Source organism: Pseudoalteromonas sp. NGC95, from assembly GCF_015864705.1.
GTDB lineage: Bacteria > Pseudomonadota > Gammaproteobacteria > Enterobacterales > Alteromonadaceae > Pseudoalteromonas > Pseudoalteromonas arctica.
Window position 1 is genome coordinate 55057 of sequence record NZ_JADYWR010000014.1, and the last position, 15795, is coordinate 70851.

Annotated in this window: 19 protein-coding genes; 4 read left to right on the forward strand and 15 right to left on the reverse strand. The window is 39.0% G+C overall.

The window, feature by feature from the left end:
- Positions 1 to 70: 70 nt before the first annotated feature.
- The 10 genes from pdxJ to rpoE form a co-directional block, all read right to left on the reverse strand.
- A complete protein-coding gene (gene pdxJ / locus I6E70_RS13555; RefSeq protein WP_024592969.1) occupies positions 71 to 802 on the reverse strand; it encodes a pyridoxine 5'-phosphate synthase in 732 nt (243 codons plus the stop codon).
- A 22-nt stretch (positions 803 to 824) separates the two neighbouring features.
- A complete protein-coding gene (gene recO / locus I6E70_RS13560; RefSeq protein ID WP_024592970.1) occupies positions 825 to 1517 on the reverse strand; it encodes a DNA repair protein RecO in 693 nt (230 codons plus the stop codon).
- A 20-nt stretch (positions 1518 to 1537) separates the two neighbouring features.
- Positions 1538 to 2470: a GTPase Era gene (gene era / locus I6E70_RS13565; protein WP_007581730.1), complete on the reverse strand. Its 933-nt coding sequence runs from the start codon at positions 2468 to 2470 to the stop codon at positions 1538 to 1540.
- Positions 2460 to 3137: a ribonuclease III gene (gene rnc / locus I6E70_RS13570; RefSeq protein WP_007581728.1), complete on the reverse strand. Its 678-nt coding sequence runs from the start codon at positions 3135 to 3137 to the stop codon at positions 2460 to 2462. The genes era and rnc overlap by 11 nt, the downstream gene beginning before the upstream one ends.
- Positions 3138 to 3139: 2 nt before the next feature.
- On the reverse strand, positions 3140 to 4075 hold the full coding sequence (gene lepB, locus I6E70_RS13575) for a signal peptidase I (protein WP_007581726.1): 936 nt from the start codon (positions 4073 to 4075) through the stop codon (positions 3140 to 3142).
- Between the two features lie 16 nt (positions 4076 to 4091).
- Positions 4092 to 5879, reverse strand: a complete 1788-nt coding sequence (gene lepA, locus I6E70_RS13580) for a translation elongation factor 4 (RefSeq protein ID WP_007581724.1) — start codon at positions 5877 to 5879, stop codon at positions 4092 to 4094.
- 276 nt (positions 5880 to 6155) lie between these two features.
- Complete coding sequence (locus I6E70_RS13585) at positions 6156 to 6605, reverse strand: SoxR reducing system RseC family protein (RefSeq protein ID WP_024609022.1); 450 nt, start codon at positions 6603 to 6605, stop codon at positions 6156 to 6158.
- 19 nt (positions 6606 to 6624) lie between these two features.
- A complete protein-coding gene (locus I6E70_RS13590; protein WP_121954201.1) occupies positions 6625 to 7575 on the reverse strand; it encodes a MucB/RseB C-terminal domain-containing protein in 951 nt (316 codons plus the stop codon).
- A gap of 4 nt (positions 7576 to 7579) precedes the next feature.
- Positions 7580 to 8197 (reverse strand): sigma-E factor negative regulatory protein, encoded by a 618-nt coding sequence (locus tag I6E70_RS13595; protein WP_007581717.1) that lies wholly within the window; start codon positions 8195 to 8197, stop codon positions 7580 to 7582.
- Between the two features lies 1 nt (position 8198).
- On the reverse strand, positions 8199 to 8780 hold the full coding sequence (gene rpoE / locus I6E70_RS13600) for an RNA polymerase sigma factor RpoE (RefSeq protein WP_002958721.1): 582 nt from the start codon (positions 8778 to 8780) through the stop codon (positions 8199 to 8201).
- Between the two features lie 246 nt (positions 8781 to 9026).
- Between rpoE and nadB the strand changes: the two genes are divergently transcribed.
- A complete protein-coding gene (gene nadB / locus I6E70_RS13605) occupies positions 9027 to 10637 on the forward strand; it encodes an L-aspartate oxidase (RefSeq protein WP_007581714.1) in 1611 nt (536 codons plus the stop codon).
- Here nadB and I6E70_RS20710 read toward each other — a convergent pair.
- Together I6E70_RS20710 and I6E70_RS13610 are read right to left on the reverse strand one after the other, a co-directional pair.
- The gene (locus I6E70_RS20710) at positions 10612 to 10968 is read right to left on the reverse strand and encodes a hypothetical protein (RefSeq protein ID WP_007581712.1); all 357 of its coding nucleotides are present in this window, start codon (positions 10966 to 10968) and stop codon (positions 10612 to 10614) included. The genes nadB and I6E70_RS20710 overlap by 26 nt on opposite strands.
- A 55-nt stretch (positions 10969 to 11023) precedes the next feature.
- On the reverse strand, positions 11024 to 11275 hold the full coding sequence (locus I6E70_RS13610; RefSeq protein ID WP_007581709.1) for an FAD assembly factor SdhE: 252 nt from the start codon (positions 11273 to 11275) through the stop codon (positions 11024 to 11026).
- Between the two features lie 164 nt (positions 11276 to 11439).
- Between I6E70_RS13610 and ygfZ the strand changes: the two genes are divergently transcribed.
- Together ygfZ and I6E70_RS13620 are read left to right on the forward strand one after the other, a co-directional pair.
- Positions 11440 to 12351 carry a CAF17-like 4Fe-4S cluster assembly/insertion protein YgfZ gene (gene ygfZ / locus I6E70_RS13615; RefSeq protein WP_010553210.1) on the forward strand — a complete coding sequence of 304 codons (912 nt, stop codon included), beginning with the start codon at positions 11440 to 11442 and terminating at the stop codon, positions 12349 to 12351.
- A 12-nt stretch (positions 12352 to 12363) separates the two neighbouring features.
- Positions 12364 to 12849: an FKBP-type peptidyl-prolyl cis-trans isomerase gene (locus I6E70_RS13620; protein ID WP_007581704.1), complete on the forward strand. Its 486-nt coding sequence runs from the start codon at positions 12364 to 12366 to the stop codon at positions 12847 to 12849.
- A gap of 41 nt (positions 12850 to 12890) precedes the next feature.
- Here the strand turns inward: I6E70_RS13620 and I6E70_RS13625 are convergent, their stop codons facing one another.
- From I6E70_RS13625 to I6E70_RS13635, 3 genes are read right to left on the reverse strand one after another with little or no spacing between them, the layout of a single operon-like run.
- Positions 12891 to 13373 (reverse strand): hypothetical protein, encoded by a 483-nt coding sequence (locus tag I6E70_RS13625; protein ID WP_197110897.1) that lies wholly within the window; start codon positions 13371 to 13373, stop codon positions 12891 to 12893.
- A 25-nt stretch (positions 13374 to 13398) separates the two neighbouring features.
- Positions 13399 to 14211 carry a DUF481 domain-containing protein gene (locus I6E70_RS13630; RefSeq protein ID WP_197110895.1) on the reverse strand — a complete coding sequence of 271 codons (813 nt, stop codon included), beginning with the start codon at positions 14209 to 14211 and terminating at the stop codon, positions 13399 to 13401.
- Positions 14212 to 14253: 42 nt separating this feature from the next.
- Positions 14254 to 14574, reverse strand: a complete 321-nt coding sequence (locus I6E70_RS13635) for an HI1450 family dsDNA-mimic protein (protein ID WP_007581697.1) — start codon at positions 14572 to 14574, stop codon at positions 14254 to 14256.
- Positions 14575 to 14941: 367 nt separating this feature from the next.
- On the opposite strand from I6E70_RS13635, the gene I6E70_RS13640 reads away from it, so the two are divergent.
- A complete protein-coding gene (locus I6E70_RS13640) occupies positions 14942 to 15733 on the forward strand; it encodes a crotonase/enoyl-CoA hydratase family protein (protein WP_197188925.1) in 792 nt (263 codons plus the stop codon).
- Positions 15734 to 15795: the final 62 nt, after the last annotated feature.

Sequence of the window (15795 nt, forward strand, 5' to 3'; positions counted from 1 at the left end):
AGATACAAAAAAACGCGGCATTAACCGCGTTTTTTTAATTAAGCTTTTTAAATACTTATGTAGATTCGTATTACATTCTTGCTTCAATCATTAATCGTTTCATATCGCGTACGGCTTTATCGAGTCCATCTATCGCTGCACGAGCAATAATAGCGTGGCCAATATTTAGCTCATAAATCTCAGGCATCGCGGCAATGGGTTTAACGTTATGGTAATGAAGACCATGGCCAGCGTTAACAATCAAACCTAAGCTTGCTGCGTATTTAACACCTTCACGAATATGCTCTAACTCTTTGTGTAAATCAGTATCATTTGTTGCATCAGCATACGCGCCTGTGTGTATTTCTACATAAGGAGCACCACATTCTTTGGCTGCATCTAGTTGGGCTTTATCTGCATCAATAAATAGCGATACTTTAATACCCGCGTCGGTAAGCGTTTTTGTTGCGGCTTTAATTTTATCTATATTACCCGCTACATCTAAGCCGCCCTCGGTGGTTAACTCTTCGCGCTTTTCAGGTACTAAACACACGTACTCGGGTTTTACTTCAAGCGCTATTTTTATCATTTCATCGGTAACAGCGGTTTCAAGATTCATACGAGTTTGGATAGTTTTAGCCATCACATAAACGTCGCGATCTTGAATATGGCGTCTGTCTTCACGTAAGTGAATCGTAATACCGTCTGCGCCTGCATGCTCTGCTACACTGGCTGCATGGGCTGGATCTGGGTAACTTGTTCCACGCGCTTGACGAAGTGTTGCAATATGATCTACGTTTACACCCAAAAGAATATCTTTCATTTTCTTACCTGTAAAATTACGTTTATTGAGAGGCCATAAATAGCTCACGGCTTTTTAATGGTTTACTACCTAATAAGGGTTTTAATAAATAGCGACTTAATTGCTTTGCCATATATAGCACATCACTTTGGCTAAAGTCATGATTTGCTATGGCGTTGAGTTGTTTGCCACTAAATCCAGAACGCGTATCTTCTTGTATTAAAAAACCAAGTTCGGGGAAATAACTATACGTCTGCTTTTCATCTATTGGTTCACCACTGGCATCAAAACTAAAATCCACGCCATAACCGAGTAATTCCAATAATTGAAATTCGTACGAGCGAAGCACTTCTTGTAAATTGGCTCCGCTGTTTAGGTTTCCTAGGTGAGATTTATATAGCTCAAATACTTGTTCAATTGGCTCATTAACAGGAACGATGCGATTAGTTAGCTCATTCAAATAAAAACCACAATAAAGCTCATCACCTTTTAAAAAGTGCGGGTTACCATGCAGTTCAAACTTATTGATATATTTTAAATCGTACTTGCCACTGTAATTAACAAGGAGTGCCTGGAATGGCTGAAGTTGTGCTTTATGTTTAGTGGCCTGGCGACCACTAATTCGGGCCAGCATTCTTAACTGGCCAACGCCTTCTACAAGCATATCTAACATTACTTGGGAGTCACTATAAGGACGCCGATGTAATAAATACGCGGTGTAGAAGTCGCTATCCATTCACTAAGCTACTGCTTGGTTTAGTCTTCACTGTAACCTAAGCTTCTTAGTGCACGTTCATCATCAGCCCAACCCGACTTAACTTTAACCCAAAGCTCTAAAAATACTTTGTTATCAAGCATTTCTTCTATGTCTTTACGGGCTTCACGGCCAATGGTTTTTAGCTTTTCGCCTTTATTACCAATAACCATGCGTTTTTGTGTTTCGCGCTCAACAAGAATTAACCCATTGATGTGCCAAATACCGTTGTCTTGCCATTTAAACTGCTCAATTTCAACAGTCACAGAATACGGTAGTTCTTCACCCATAAAACGCATTAGCTTTTCACGGATAACTTCAGCTGCCATAAAGCGCATCGAACGGTCAGTTACATAATCTTCAGGAAAGTAAAATTCGCAAGGAGGTAAGCGTTTAGTTACTTCTGCTTTGATTAAATCAACGTTTTTACCTTGCGTTGCTGATACTGGCATAATTCCAACAAAATCAAACTTGTCACTTAACCACTTCATATGAGGCAATACAAGATCACGGTCTTTAACTTGGTCAATTTTATTAATAACTAATAATACAGGCTTACCACTTTGCGATACTTTATTAAGTACCATATCGTCATCTGCATTCCAATGAGTGCCTTCAACGACAAAAATAATAAGCTCTACATCGCCGATAGAACTAGACGCTGCTCGATTCATTAGACGGTTAATAGCACGCTTTTCTTCAACGTGTAGACCCGGTGTATCTATGTATACCGCTTGGTGTTTATCTACGGTATGAATACCCATAATACGATGACGTGTAGTTTGTGGTTTACGTGAGGTAATACTCACTTTTTGCTCAATGATTTCATTAAGCAAAGTCGATTTACCTACGTTTGGTCGACCGACAATCGCCACCATTCCACAAAATGTATCTACATCACGTTCATGAGGCTGTATTAAGGTATCAAGGTTCATTTTTAAGTATCTTCAATGCTTTTTCGGCAGCTTTTTGTTCGGCCTTACGGCGCGAGCTACCAACAGAAATTATGCTATCCATTCCATCAACAATACATTCAACCGTGAATGTTTGATTGTGTGCTTGGCCTTGTGTATCAACCACTGTGTAGCCCGGTAACGATAATTTACGGGCTTGTAAATACTCTTGCAGCAGGGTTTTAGGATCTTTCTGGTTAAGCCCTGGTGAAATAGCATCCAAACGTGATTGGTACCACGCCAATATAAGATCGCCACAACTGTCGATACCTGAATCTAAAAATGCAGCGCCTATAATAGCTTCTACTGCATCAGCAAGCGTTGACTCGCGACGAAAACCGCCACTTTTAAGCTCGCCCGGCCCTAAGCGTAAATAATCGCCTAGACCAAATTCAAGACCAAACTCAGCAAGTGTTTGACCACGCACAAGTGTTGAACGCATGCGACTTAAATCGCCTTCACGCGCTTTAGGGAATTTGGCATAAAGTGCATTGGCAATCACAAAGCTTAAAATCGAGTCGCCTAAAAATTCTAGTCGCTCATTATGTTGGCCTTTGTGGCTGCGGTGCGTCATTGCTTGTTCAAGTAAACCTTGATCAGCGAATTCATAGCCAATTTTTTTATATAATTCTGTTACATTTTTTTTCATCGTTACTGAATATTACCTAGGCGTTCAAAGCGAACACCAGTTGGAACCCATCCTGGTAAAATATCATCAGGGCCATTCTCAAATTCAAAACTCATCCATATAAAGACAGCTTTACCCACCAAGTTTTCTTTTGGTACAAAGCCCCAAAAGCGACCATCTTGGCTGTTGTCGCGGTTATCACCCATCATAAAATAATGATCAGCAGGAACAGTCCATTCATCAGAAGGCGTGCCCGGTTGCTGATAGTAACGCCCTTTTCTTTCAGGCGCTTGTGGGTTGATTAATATATCATGCGTAACTGTTGTTAAATTTTCATTCACACGAGCTAGAGGCATTGGGCCTTGTTTAAATTCGTTATCATTAATTAGTTTAAAATCAATTTTATTGAATTCATTACATAAAAGCTCACCCTGTTGGGTTTCGCCTTCTTTACAGTTTGGCTGAATATATAAACGTTTATCACGATAAACAATTTTATCGCCAGGTAAACCAATCGTACGTTTAATATAGTCAACACTTTCATCTAAAGGGTATTTAAAAACAACAATATCACCACGTTCAGGCTCACCGATATCAACTAACTGAGTGCGCCAAACTGGGTCTTTTATTCCATATGAATACTTTTGTACTAAAATAAAGTCACCCACTAACAGTGTAGGCATCATTGAACCAGATGGAATTTGAAACGGTTCAAAAATAAATGATCTAAAAATAGTAATTGCTGCAATCATCGGGAAAATCGACTTTGCTGTTTCTGTTAGTACTGGTTCTGGTGCAATTAATGCCGCAGTTTCTTCATCTAACGGAGCTCCAGCAGACGTTTGCGCTATCGCTAAGCGCTCCTGTCTTTTAGGTGCATACATTAAGTGATCTATTAACCATATTAAGCCTGAGCCTAAGGTTAATAGCACCAATAAAACTGAAAAATAACCAGCCATTTATAATCCTTTGTTTTTATTTACCAACTTTTAAAATAGCTAAAAACGCTTCTTGAGGCACTTCAACATTACCTACTTGCTTCATACGTTTTTTACCATCTTTTTGCTTTTTAAGTAGCTTTTTCTTACGACTCACATCGCCACCGTAACACTTAGCAATTACGTTTTTACGTAACTGTTTTACCGTAGTACGTGCAATAACGTGTTGTCCAATCGCTGCTTGAATCGCAATATCAAACATTTGACGAGGAATAAGCTCTTTTAATGCATCAGCTAACTGACGACCACGAGACTGAGCACCATCGCGGTGAACAATAATCGCAAGTGCGTCAACACGCTCACTATTGATTAAAATATCAACACGCACCATATCTGATGTTTGAAAGTGTTTAAAGTTATAATCAAGCGATGCAAAACCACGGCTTGTTGATTTTAATTTATCAAAAAAGTCCATTACCACTTCAGCCATAGGTAGCTCGTACGTAACAGCTACTTGCTTTCCGTGATAGGTCATTTTTGTTTGGCTACCGCGTTTTTCAATACACAAAGTAATAACATTACCTAAGTATTCTTGTGGTACCAAAATATTAGCTTCAACAATCGGCTCACGAATTTCTAAAATATCGTTTACTGCAGGTAAATCAGACGGGTTATCAATCTGGAATGTACCTTCTTTAGTAACTATCTCATAGATTACCGTAGGTGCCGTTGTAATTAAATCAATATCGTATTCACGCTCTAAACGCTCTTGAATGATTTCCATGTGTAGCATACCTAAAAAGCCACAGCGGAAACCAAAACCTAATGCAGTTGAATTCTCTGGTTCAAAGAATAACGACGCATCGTTTAAGCTTAATTTATTAAGCGCATCACGAAATGATTCATACTCATCAGATGCAATTGGGAACATACCTGCATAAACCTGAGGCTTAATTTTTTGAAAACCAGGTAAACGAAGTGGAGCCGCATTTTTTTGATGAGTTATAGTATCGCCTACTGGCGCACCATGTATCTCTTTGATGCCAGCAATAACAAACCCTACTTCACCTGTTCTTAAAATACCGGTGTTAGTTTGCTTAGGTGTAAACACACCCACTTGGTCGGCAGTATGTATATGCTCATTCGACATTATTTTTATTTTGTCGCCAGTGCGTAATTCACCGTGCTTAATACGCACTAATGATACAACGCCTTGGTATGGGTCAAACCAAGAATCGATAATAAGTGCTTGTAGAGGTCCATCTGTATCGCCTACTGGCGGCGGAACATCTCTAACAATCATTTCAAGAACTTCGGCAATACCTACACCCGTTTTAGCGCTACATTGCACTGCATCAAGGGCATCAATACCAATAATTTCTTCAATTTCTTCTGCAACGCGCAAAGGATCCGCTTGCGGTAAATCGATTTTGTTAAGTACTGGAATTACTTCTAATTCCATTTCAATAGCGGTGTAACAGTTAGCTAATGTTTGTGCTTCAACGCCTTGGCCTGCATCGACAACGAGTAGTGCACCTTCACATGCAGCTAAAGAACGCGATACTTCATATGTAAAATCAACGTGTCCTGGAGTATCAATGAAATTAAGTTGATAAGTTTCGCCATCGTTCGCTTTGTAATTCAACGTTACACTTTGCGCTTTAATGGTAATACCACGTTCGCGCTCAATATCCATTGAATCCAAAACTTGTTTTTGCATTTCACGGTCGGTTAAACCGCCACAAACTTGGATCAAACGATCTGAAAGGGTCGATTTACCATGGTCAATATGGGCGATGATCGAAAAATTACGGATATGCTTCATAAACTGGATTCTATACTTCTATTTTAATGGACTAAATATGAATACCTAAGTGACTTGAAAATACTTGCTGTAGGATGCCATAAGCTCAGTTTGTAAATTACAAACATCACGAATGCTTTTTAATATTGATTAAAACCATTTTATTTATTGAATAACAATAAGTTAAATTTATTTAACTTATTGTTATTCAGCTAGATAAAATAATTTAAAAAACCACTATTCCCTGTATTTCCAAGTTACTTTGGTATAAAACGGCAATTTTACATTTAATTGGCGTCAATCACCATCTATTTGAGTTAAAGGGATACTAATTGGGTGAATTTTTATAACTTTTATATCGTGCTTTAGCGATTTCACGCGAGTTTTAGCTATAAAGAAACCAGTAACACCACCTAAAGCTGCAGCTAAAATTTGCCAACCTTCGGAAGACATAAATAATTGCGCTGCAATCAGTGCAAAAACCAGACTTAAAAGCAGTGGTAGCATGTATACCGCAAATGCATGCTTAACGACGTGACTATCATCAAGTGACAAGGTTACCTTTTGTCCTACTTCAACAGAGGATTCAAATTTATAAGGGAAGGTTTTTTTTGCAGTGCCAAACAGCTTACCAAACACTTGTGAGCCGCAACGACCATTGCAGCCTTCACAAGCTTGTTTTTGTTGTGCTTCTAAATGAGCAATGTGGCCATCGAGGGCCACAACAGTGAGGGTTTGTTCAATCATAACAATCCTTACGAATCGTTTATAATGAGCGGGTAACTGACTCAGCAATCGCTTTTGCGGTCATACTCGGTACATTACCAACAACCGATACATCAAAATTACCGCCATTATGCACATATACTGTCGTTGCACCAGAGGTTAGTGCACCACTTAAACGCTTACCCGGTAATGGACGCTGAATAAATACCGAAATTTCAACAAAACCATCAGAGAACAAGTAATAGTCTGTTAATTCGTTATTTAAATCGAGCTTATGTCTGTCTGATTTTAGTAATTCAAAGCCATCCGGTAACCAACTAATTTGCCAGTTAGTCGCTGTACTGTCTTCGTTTATAAGTGCATCGTTTGGTAAAGGCGTTGGAAAGTTTCGATTGAGGACTTCAAGTAACATACCTGCTGGCTGCTCTGTCACACTAATGTGAGTAAGCTGTAACTGCTCTAAGGCCTCACCTTCATGGTTAACGTACGCGGCTTTTAGTAACAACGACGACTCCATATCCAGCCAAATCCAATAATTATATTTATACTCGTCTTTAGATTCTATGCGAACTAGTTGTGCAGCACGCCCAGCAATACGACCTTTCCCGCCTAGTACAAAATCATAGTGCGCGCTTAAGCGATCTATATCTTTAAAAAGTACTTCAGGGATTGGACCCGCTATTGAATCTGTTTTTAGGGAGTATGGTTCTGACTGAGGTTCAAAATAAGTAACTTGGTTGTCAATACGGACCATTTCAAGCCCAGCACCGTTAAGTAAACTTAAATGCTCAAGTTCTGTGTCACCTTGTAAAGCATGCACCCATCGGTAGGGTTCCATTGTTTTACCTTTGACAACCACAAACGAAGCGTCAAAATTACGGGTGTGAACGGCATTAGCCATTTTTAGTAATAAATCTTTGGCAGGGTTTGTGTCGTTGGCAAATGCATTAAAGCTTACTACCAACGACAGAACAAAAGTGATTACTTTCATTTAATTAGTTTTTTTCCTCAGACGCTTTGGTATTAGTTTGCGCTGTTTCTAAAGAATTCGCAACTCGTGCTTGGCGTTGATGCTCAAGAACTAATGCACCAATACGTTGTTGCTGTAATTCACGTAAACCTTGCTCTGCATTTTCAAGCGCAGGCTCAGATGAGTAACTTACTGGCGACGCCATACCTGTCAGCGGTGTGGTTTGTAGTAATGGAATTTCGCTTTGTTGCTCGTTGTTACTTTGAGGAAGCGTATTAACTCCCACAATAGCAAACATTGCCACACTGGCTGCAATTGCTAGTTGAGCAACTGGCTTGCGCCAATTAAAAGCCACTACTTTATTATCTTGTACCGTCTCAGTGATTGCTTGAGGCTGTGTTTTTGACTGACTAAAGTCAGCATAAACAGGCTCGCTTTCAAGTGCTAATGCAACGCGATCGCTAATATCAATATGTATGTCGTTATTATTTTTTTGAGCACGCATCGCATCACCAATTAACGCATAACGGCCAAACGTAGTTACATCTTGCTCTGCAATTTTTGCATCAGTCAGATGTTGCTCGCCATCAAGTAATGCCGATAACGCTTCGTTATCTAACTTGTTAAGGTGTGCTTTTGTCATACTAAGACTCGCCTATTAATGGGTTTAATTTGTTATCTATTGCTTCACGGGCACGAAATATACGCGAACGCACAGTCCCGACCGGGCAATCCATTACCACTGCTATTTCTTCATAGCTCATCCCTTCGATTTCTCTAAGGGTGATTGCGGTTTTAAGATCTTCAGGCAAACTATCAATCGTATTAAAAATAACAGCGCGTACTTCTTCGCTTAAAAGTAGGTTTTCAGGAGATGCATTAGATCGCATTGAATCTGCACAATCATAAAACTCGGCATCTTCAGCGTCTATATCATTTGCTGGCGGCTTACGCCCCTGGGCTACTAAGTAATTTTTAGCACAATTAACGGCAATACGGTATAACCACGTGTAAAAGGCGCTGTCACCTCTAAAGTTTGGAAGTGCACGGTAAGCTTTAATAAAAGCCTCTTGTGCTACATCAGCAATATCGCCTTGGTTTGATACATAACGTGAGATCAAACCTGCAATTTTGTTTTGATACTTCTTTACTAATAGGTTGAAGGCGTTTTTATCTCCTTGCTGGACCCTTTTTACTAGCACTAAATCTAATTCCTGCTCGCTCATTCGAGCCGGTACTCCTATGTCTGATTTTTGCTTGTTATTCATATTGTCGTCATTGTTCACAAATACTCTGACCTCTTTATGAATAAAAAGTTCTGCTTAATATTATTTTTTTATAAAATAGATGATAAATAACGGCGCTAAGCCTTTAAAATCACTACGTAGTAGTATGACAAATATGGTACAACTACAGATATTAAAAACAAATATTGCTCTATACGAGCATTGTAACCGCAAAGTACCTCTGACATGAACCAAAATAAACATCACATTGCAGATGTCGCTATTATAGGTAGCGGCGCAGCAGGCTTATCACTTGCATTATCTCTAGCTAATTATTGTAACGTTACCGTGATCAGTAAAGGAGCGCTTACAGAAGGTTCTACTTTATATGCTCAAGGTGGTATAGCAGCTGTATTTGATAAACAAAACGACAGCATAGAATCTCATGTTGAAGATACACTCGATGCGGGCGGCGGTTTATGCGACAGAGACGCTGTTCATTATACTGCCAGCAATGCTCACGATTGCCTACAGTGGTTAATCGACCAAGGTGTTCCCTTTGATATGGAGTTTGATAGCAAAGGAAAAGAGCGTTTTCATTTAACACGTGAAGGCGGTCACAGCCATCGTCGTATTTTGCATGCAGCCGATGCTACTGGCAAAGCTGTGCAAACCACGCTTATTAGCCAAGTTAAAATTCATAAGAATATAACGCTCTTAGAGCAATACAATGCTATTGATTTAATTACAGATAAAAGCGCCGGAAAAACAGGCTCACACATTGAAGGTATGTATGTGTGGAACAAAAAAGCTAAAAAGGTAGAAACCATTTCAGCTAAATTTGTTGCTCTTGCCACTGGTGGCGCAAGCAAAGTGTATTTGTATACATCTAATCCAGATGTATCAAGTGGTGATGGCATTGCAATGGCATGGCGCGCAGGCTGTAAAGTTGCCAATATGGAATTTAATCAATTTCATCCAACGAGCCTTTATCATCCAGAGCTACAAAACTTTTTAATTACAGAAGCTATGCGCGGTGAAGGGGCTTATTTAAAACGACCTGATGGCACTCGTTTTATGAAAGATTTTGACAGTCGTGAAGAACTTGCTCCACGCGATATAGTGGCACGCGCAATCGATTTTGAAATGAAGCGTTTAGGTGCTAATTGTGTTTATTTAGATATTAGCCACAAAGATAAAGACTTTATTATTGAGCACTTTCCTACTATTTACGCAAAATGCCTAAGTGTAGGGCTTGATATAACAAAAGAAGCAATCCCAGTTGTACCTGCTGCGCATTACACTTGTGGTGGCGTAATGACCGACTTTAACGGTAAAACAGATCTCGATAACTTGTATGCTGTTGGCGAAGTCGCTTACACAGGCCTACATGGTGCAAACCGTATGGCAAGTAATTCATTATTGGAATGTATTGTATTTGCCCACGCTGCAGCTAAAGATATTTTAAGTAAAATTGAACATGCACCAGAGCCAATGGCTCTACCTCATTGGGATGAAAGCCGTGTTAGTAACTCTGATGAAGAAATTGTTATTACCCATAATTGGCATGAACTACGTTTATTTATGTGGGATTATGTAGGTATTGTACGCTCTACTAAACGCTTAGAACGTGCACTGCATAGGGTTGAGTTGCTGCAGCAAGAAATACACGATTATTATGCAAACTTTAGAGTAAGTAATAACTTGCTTGAGCTTCGTAACTTAGTACAGGTGTCAGAACTCATTATTAGAAGTGCAATGGAACGAAAAGAAAGCAGAGGCCTGCATTATACTATTGATTACCCTGAACAAAATGAAAATCCAACACCGACTATTTTGACTCCAAAACGCAATTAATCGCGCTTAAAGTAGCACGTTTTAGACGCGCATAGCTTTGTTCATTAACACCATTGGCTGAAATTATAAGCCAATGGTTGTTACTAAAACCTTTAATGTGTAGCCATATATTATTGCCATAAAAACGGCTTTTTTTACTAATTTCACCCTGAATTTTTAAACCCTCGCCCTCAAACCTAAATAGCTTGGGTTCTAGAATTATAACGCCATGGTTTGGATGAATTGCCAACACTTTTTGCCACACTAAAAAGCCAGCTAATATATTAATTATCAGACAAAAAAGCATAGCTAGTAGCGAATCTAAAAATAAACATAATATTAAACTGAGCATGCAAAAAAAGACCACAATAGGTTTGTGGTCAGCGTTATTATTAGTAACTGTAAACCTATACACGAACTCGGTCTAAGATCAGCGAAACCATACCGTTTAACTGCTCATCTTTACATTCTTGATGACCCATAAACCATGCAAATAAGTCAGGGTCTTCTTCTGTTAGCAAACGCTGAAAAATAGCCTGTTGCTCTGCGCTTAAAGAGTCGTATGCTTCTTCAACAAACGGCATAAACAAAACATCAAGCTCTAACATGCCACGACGGCAAGCCCAACGAATACGTGCTTTACTATGAATTTCAACCATTTTAAACCTCATACTTAATTGACTCGAGTTTAACAAACACAAGCCTATTTAGCAGCTATTAATCTCTCATTAAAGAATAAACCCGCACCAATAAGCGCTTGTCTGTACCATACGTAACAACTGCGTTATTATGTCACTTCATTTATATTGCAAAGAAGGTTTTTATGTCGAGCGTTTATGCATGTCCGTTATCTCATCAACTTATTAGCCTCTGCGGTGCTGATAAATTATCTTATTTACACGGGCAAATCACTCAAGATCTAAATAAATTAACCAGCAGTAATTATTTGTGGGCTGGCCATTGCAGCGCTAAAGGTAAACTTTGGGGCGTATTTAAATTATTTTCTTATCAAGACAGCTACTACCTTACAGGCAGCGAAAACGAAGTAGAAAAATCGTTAGCTGAGCTAAAAAAGTATGCCGTATTTGCAAAAGTTGACATTAGTGCATGTTCAAAGCGATTAATTGGTCTCATTGGTGATGATTTATCGGATGTACTCGCACAACTTGATATTAACTTTGAAGGTGATGCGAGCGCGTGTGACTTTGAAAGCGGTAAAGCACTAAAATTAGCTGATAACCGTGTTTTATTGATGGTCGATAGCCAGTTTAGTATGCCTGATGACGTATCTACACTTGATAACGAAGCTCCTTGGCAACAAGCATCTATGCTTGCAGGTGAACCTCAGTTAAGTGCAGATGCAATTGGCGAGTATGTTCCTCAAATGGTAAACCTACATGCTATTGACGGTATAAGCTTTAAAAAAGGGTGTTATACCGGTCAAGAAACTGTGGCTCGCATGAAGTACCTAGGTAAAAATAAGCGTGCAATGTATATAGTCTCAGGTCAAAGCGAAGGGATACTTTCAGAGCCCGATTTAGAAACCCAATTAGGCGAAAATTGGCGCCGTGCGGGTAAACTTATTGCACAAAGCTTTAATGAACAAACAAATAAATTAACAGGCCTCGTTGTGTTGCCAAACGATACTGATGTAACTCAGGTACTTCGTGCAAAACACACACCTCAGGTGGAGCTAAGCATTCTGCCTCTACCCTACTCTCTTGAAGATGAATAAATAGGAATGACTATGATCGTTGCGGCAAACAAAGTGGTAAAAATGCATTATTCGGTAATGGATAATGATGGCAATAGCATTGATAATTCGTTCGGTGGTGAGCCACTACACTTTATCATTGGCACAGGCTACTTAATTTCAGGCCTAGAAAATGCTTTGCAAGGCAAACAACCAGGCGACACACTTAGCGTAAAAGTTGAACCTGATGAAGGTTATGGCGAACGCCACGATAACCTAATGCAAGCTGTACCTAAGTCGATGTTTGAAGGTATGGAAATTGAAGTCGGCATGCAATTTCGTGCATCAACAGATGATGGTGACCAATCAGTAATGATCATCGATATCCAAGATGAAGAAGTTATTGTAGATGGTAATAACCCACTTGCAGGCATAACACTTAACTTTGATGTAGAGATACTAGAAGTACGTGATGCAACCGAAGAAGAACTCACTCATGGTCATGTACATGGTGAAGGTGGGTGTGGTCACGACCACTAATACACTGTTAAACCAAGAAAAAAGCGCCTAGGGCGCTTTTTTTATATCATATTGTTGCGCTTAACCGTTTCAGTTTTTGCCTTACTAGACAGCGCGATTGATACATTCTTTTCTTTTAGAGCGGCGAGTAAACCTTTTTGATCGTTTGTGCCAACTCGATACAAAGTGCCATCTTTAAGCGTTAGCTGTATTGCACTAAAGCCAGATACTGTATACACCCAACCATCGTGAGTAATTCGCATACCAATACCGTGTCTGTAAGAGTTTTGAACTGCCTTAGCTTCTACTACTTCGCCAAGCTCAATACTTTGCCCTGCAACGCCTGGGCCAAACGCCCAGCTAATTTTTTTATCATCTACTTTTACTGTTAGACCATGGAACAAAAAGCCCACCAGCACTAAAATCCCAGCAAATATAATTAAAGGTCCATCAGCGCCTAACAAGTTCCATGCAAGCGCTACAAAACCGCCTATCCACGCTAATACAAAAAAGATAAACACCGCATACTGTTTATGCTGATACATAATATTCTCTAAATTAAATAAATACTTAAAAGCTGTACACCAATGTAGCACTCAGCTCTGAGTCAAACTTGAGTTTATCATCTTCGGGTTTTGAATTATAACGATACATGTAGGTAAATTTGAGTGATACCGCACCAATCACTTGGCTTATTAGTGCGGTTTCCGATTTTAAGCGAGAATTAAGACCTGAGAGCGACTGCTCTATACTCACATCTTGATTAAAACGAGTACGCTTAGAAACCAAACGTTCCCACTGCATTGCAACACGTACTAAATAACCGGTTTTATTAATTTCATCTTCGCTCACATCCGAATCTTCATCGGCTACTGAACGGTATAAACCAGGTCCTATATCAATATCTACTTTGTTTTTAGAGCCTTGATATACACGTGCACCATAGCCTGTCGCCACCGTACTTTTAAAATCAAGTCCACTAAACTCATCTTCTTCGTAATCACCGTAAATAAAAAATGAGGAGTTTTTAACACCAACTTTATAGTTACCTTGCGCTGATACAAAAATACGATTAGCTGTAACATCAGTGCCACCGCTTTCATCGTTCTCATCACGCTTATAAAGAGAGTCTATTTTAAATTGGTTACGCCACTTTTCAAAGTCTTGGTATAAATTACCTTTGAGCTTAAAACTGGTCGAATTGGTGTTACCTTTACTTAGAATAAAGCCAAATTCAGTATCACCGTAGAACATGTCACCTTTGTGTAACTCATGAATTTCTTCATCAGAGAGCTTGCCATATTCATGAAAATCTTCAAATGGATCAACGGCCCAACTTGGGCTGCTAATTATTAAAAAAATTAAAAATAAATACTTACGCACAATACTCTCTCTGCACACAATTATAAAAATAAGCCGTATTGCTTATTCAGTTTCTTTCCATAAAATATGACAAAACGGAGCATCTTTATCACGACTAATCAAAATTTTAGCAAACAAAACATCATCGTTTTCAAATTCTAAACCAACCAACACCTGAATAAAGTGCTCAGGCTCTATTTCAAGGGCTACAAAGTCTTGCCACTGGTCATCTGGCTCGTCTTCTTCAATAAAGCCTAGGTCTTCTCTAAACTCATTAAAGTCTTCAACATCTTTTTCACTCAAGTTATTTGGCGCTAACTCTAAAAAAATATCATAAGCTTGGTGAGTAGCTTCTTCTACCGTATATAAACGTGGACCCGACATATGTGCTTAACCTTAAGCTTTTAAGTTGCGCTATATTATCAAATCTCATCATCATTTTGATAAAAAAAAGCGTAAAACACTGACTTTTTTGTAACCGAGTCATGCTTTATTCAGCATACAACTAAAACGACAAATAACAACTCACCTAACCTATTGAATATAAAGATTACTTTTATTATTTAAGTTAAAATAACAACGTAAAATATTTTTATTATCTTAGGTTCGAATTGTTTAGCTTTTTCTCATCTAAAACCAATCCTTTAAGACTACGGCTTTAGCAATAAATTCCATTTATTTAAAAAATACCGTCACTTTACTTAATTCCTATAACAACATAAGCTCAAGCAACAGGTCAGAGGAGTGTGTAATGATAAAACTAGAAAAACAAAATGGCATTGCAACCGTCACGCTTAGCAGAGCAAAAAAACAAAATGCATTAAGTTTTGAAATGTTTGTAGAGCTAAACAAAGTCATTAAAAATATAAAAAGAGATCGCAGTATTCGTGCTGTGGTAATAAAGGGCGATGGCGAGCATTTTTGTGCAGGGCTTGATATATCAGCCGTAATGGCGGCACCATTGAATATTATAAAATTATTGCTTAAATGGTTACCAGGCAATCAAAATTTAGCGCAAAAAGTAGTATTAGGCTGGCAGTCACTGAGTGTGCCCGTTATTGCACAAATTGATGGCAACTGTTTAGGGGGGGGTTTGCAAATAGCTTTGGGGGCAGATTACAGAGTTGTTCATATTGATGCCAAACTTGCCATTATGGAAGCGCGTTGGGGATTGTGCCCCGATATGGGCGCAAATGTAATGATGAGCGGTTTAGTTAAGCGCGACCAAGCACTTTGGCTTGCAAGCCACGCAAACCCAATCACTGCACAACAAGCAAATGAGCTAGGTTTGGTTACTAAACTTACCGATGATACTCACCAAGCAACGCAAAACATGCTCGATACATTACTTGAGCGTTCACCAGATACGCTCGCTGCAATTAAACGCATTACACAACTTAGCTATAAACCAAACCAACGAAAAATACTCGCTAAAGAAACCTTCAGCCAAATTCGCTTATTGTTAAACCCAAACACTAAAAAAGCAATTGCTAAAGCAAAAGGAAAAGCGAATATAACCTACGCAAATACAAAGCACTGGTAGACTATTGCACAATGCATAAAAGAGTTTGATTTGTTAAAGTTAAGCTCTTATCTTTTCTGTGA

Bases quoted from the DNA above. Each gene is read 5' to 3' on its own strand.
- ygfZ (WP_010553210.1), top strand. From the start codon at position 11,440: ATGTCGAGCGTTTATGCATGTCCGTTATCTCATCAACTTATTAGCCTC.
- I6E70_RS13635 (WP_007581697.1), bottom strand. From the start codon at position 14,574: ATGTCGGGTCCACGTTTATATACGGTAGAAGAAGCTACTCACCAAGCT.
- I6E70_RS13625 (WP_197110897.1), bottom strand. From the start codon at position 13,373: ATGTATCAGCATAAACAGTATGCGGTGTTTATCTTTTTTGTATTAGCG.
- I6E70_RS20710 (WP_007581712.1), bottom strand. From the start codon at position 10,968: ATGCTCAGTTTAATATTATGTTTATTTTTAGATTCGCTACTAGCTATG.
- I6E70_RS13620 (WP_007581704.1), top strand. From the start codon at position 12,364: ATGATCGTTGCGGCAAACAAAGTGGTAAAAATGCATTATTCGGTAATG.
- I6E70_RS13590 (WP_121954201.1), bottom strand. From the start codon at position 7,575: ATGAAAGTAATCACTTTTGTTCTGTCGTTGGTAGTAAGCTTTAATGCA.
- era (WP_007581730.1), bottom strand. From the start codon at position 2,470: ATGAACCTTGATACCTTAATACAGCCTCATGAACGTGATGTAGATACA.
- pdxJ (WP_024592969.1), bottom strand. From the start codon at position 802: ATGAAAGATATTCTTTTGGGTGTAAACGTAGATCATATTGCAACACTT.
- lepB (WP_007581726.1), bottom strand. From the start codon at position 4,075: ATGGCTGGTTATTTTTCAGTTTTATTGGTGCTATTAACCTTAGGCTCA.
- I6E70_RS13595 (WP_007581717.1), bottom strand. From the start codon at position 8,197: ATGACAAAAGCACACCTTAACAAGTTAGATAACGAAGCGTTATCGGCA.
- nadB (WP_007581714.1), top strand. From the start codon at position 9,027: ATGAACCAAAATAAACATCACATTGCAGATGTCGCTATTATAGGTAGC.
- recO (WP_024592970.1), bottom strand. From the start codon at position 1,517: ATGGATAGCGACTTCTACACCGCGTATTTATTACATCGGCGTCCTTAT.
- rnc (WP_007581728.1), bottom strand. From the start codon at position 3,137: ATGAAAAAAAATGTAACAGAATTATATAAAAAAATTGGCTATGAATTC.
- I6E70_RS13640 (WP_197188925.1), top strand. From the start codon at position 14,942: ATGATAAAACTAGAAAAACAAAATGGCATTGCAACCGTCACGCTTAGC.
- I6E70_RS13585 (WP_024609022.1), bottom strand. From the start codon at position 6,605: ATGATTGAACAAACCCTCACTGTTGTGGCCCTCGATGGCCACATTGCT.
- rpoE (WP_002958721.1), bottom strand. From the start codon at position 8,780: ATGAGCGAGCAGGAATTAGATTTAGTGCTAGTAAAAAGGGTCCAGCAA.
- I6E70_RS13610 (WP_007581709.1), bottom strand. From the start codon at position 11,275: ATGGTTGAAATTCATAGTAAAGCACGTATTCGTTGGGCTTGCCGTCGT.
- lepA (WP_007581724.1), bottom strand. From the start codon at position 5,879: ATGAAGCATATCCGTAATTTTTCGATCATCGCCCATATTGACCATGGT.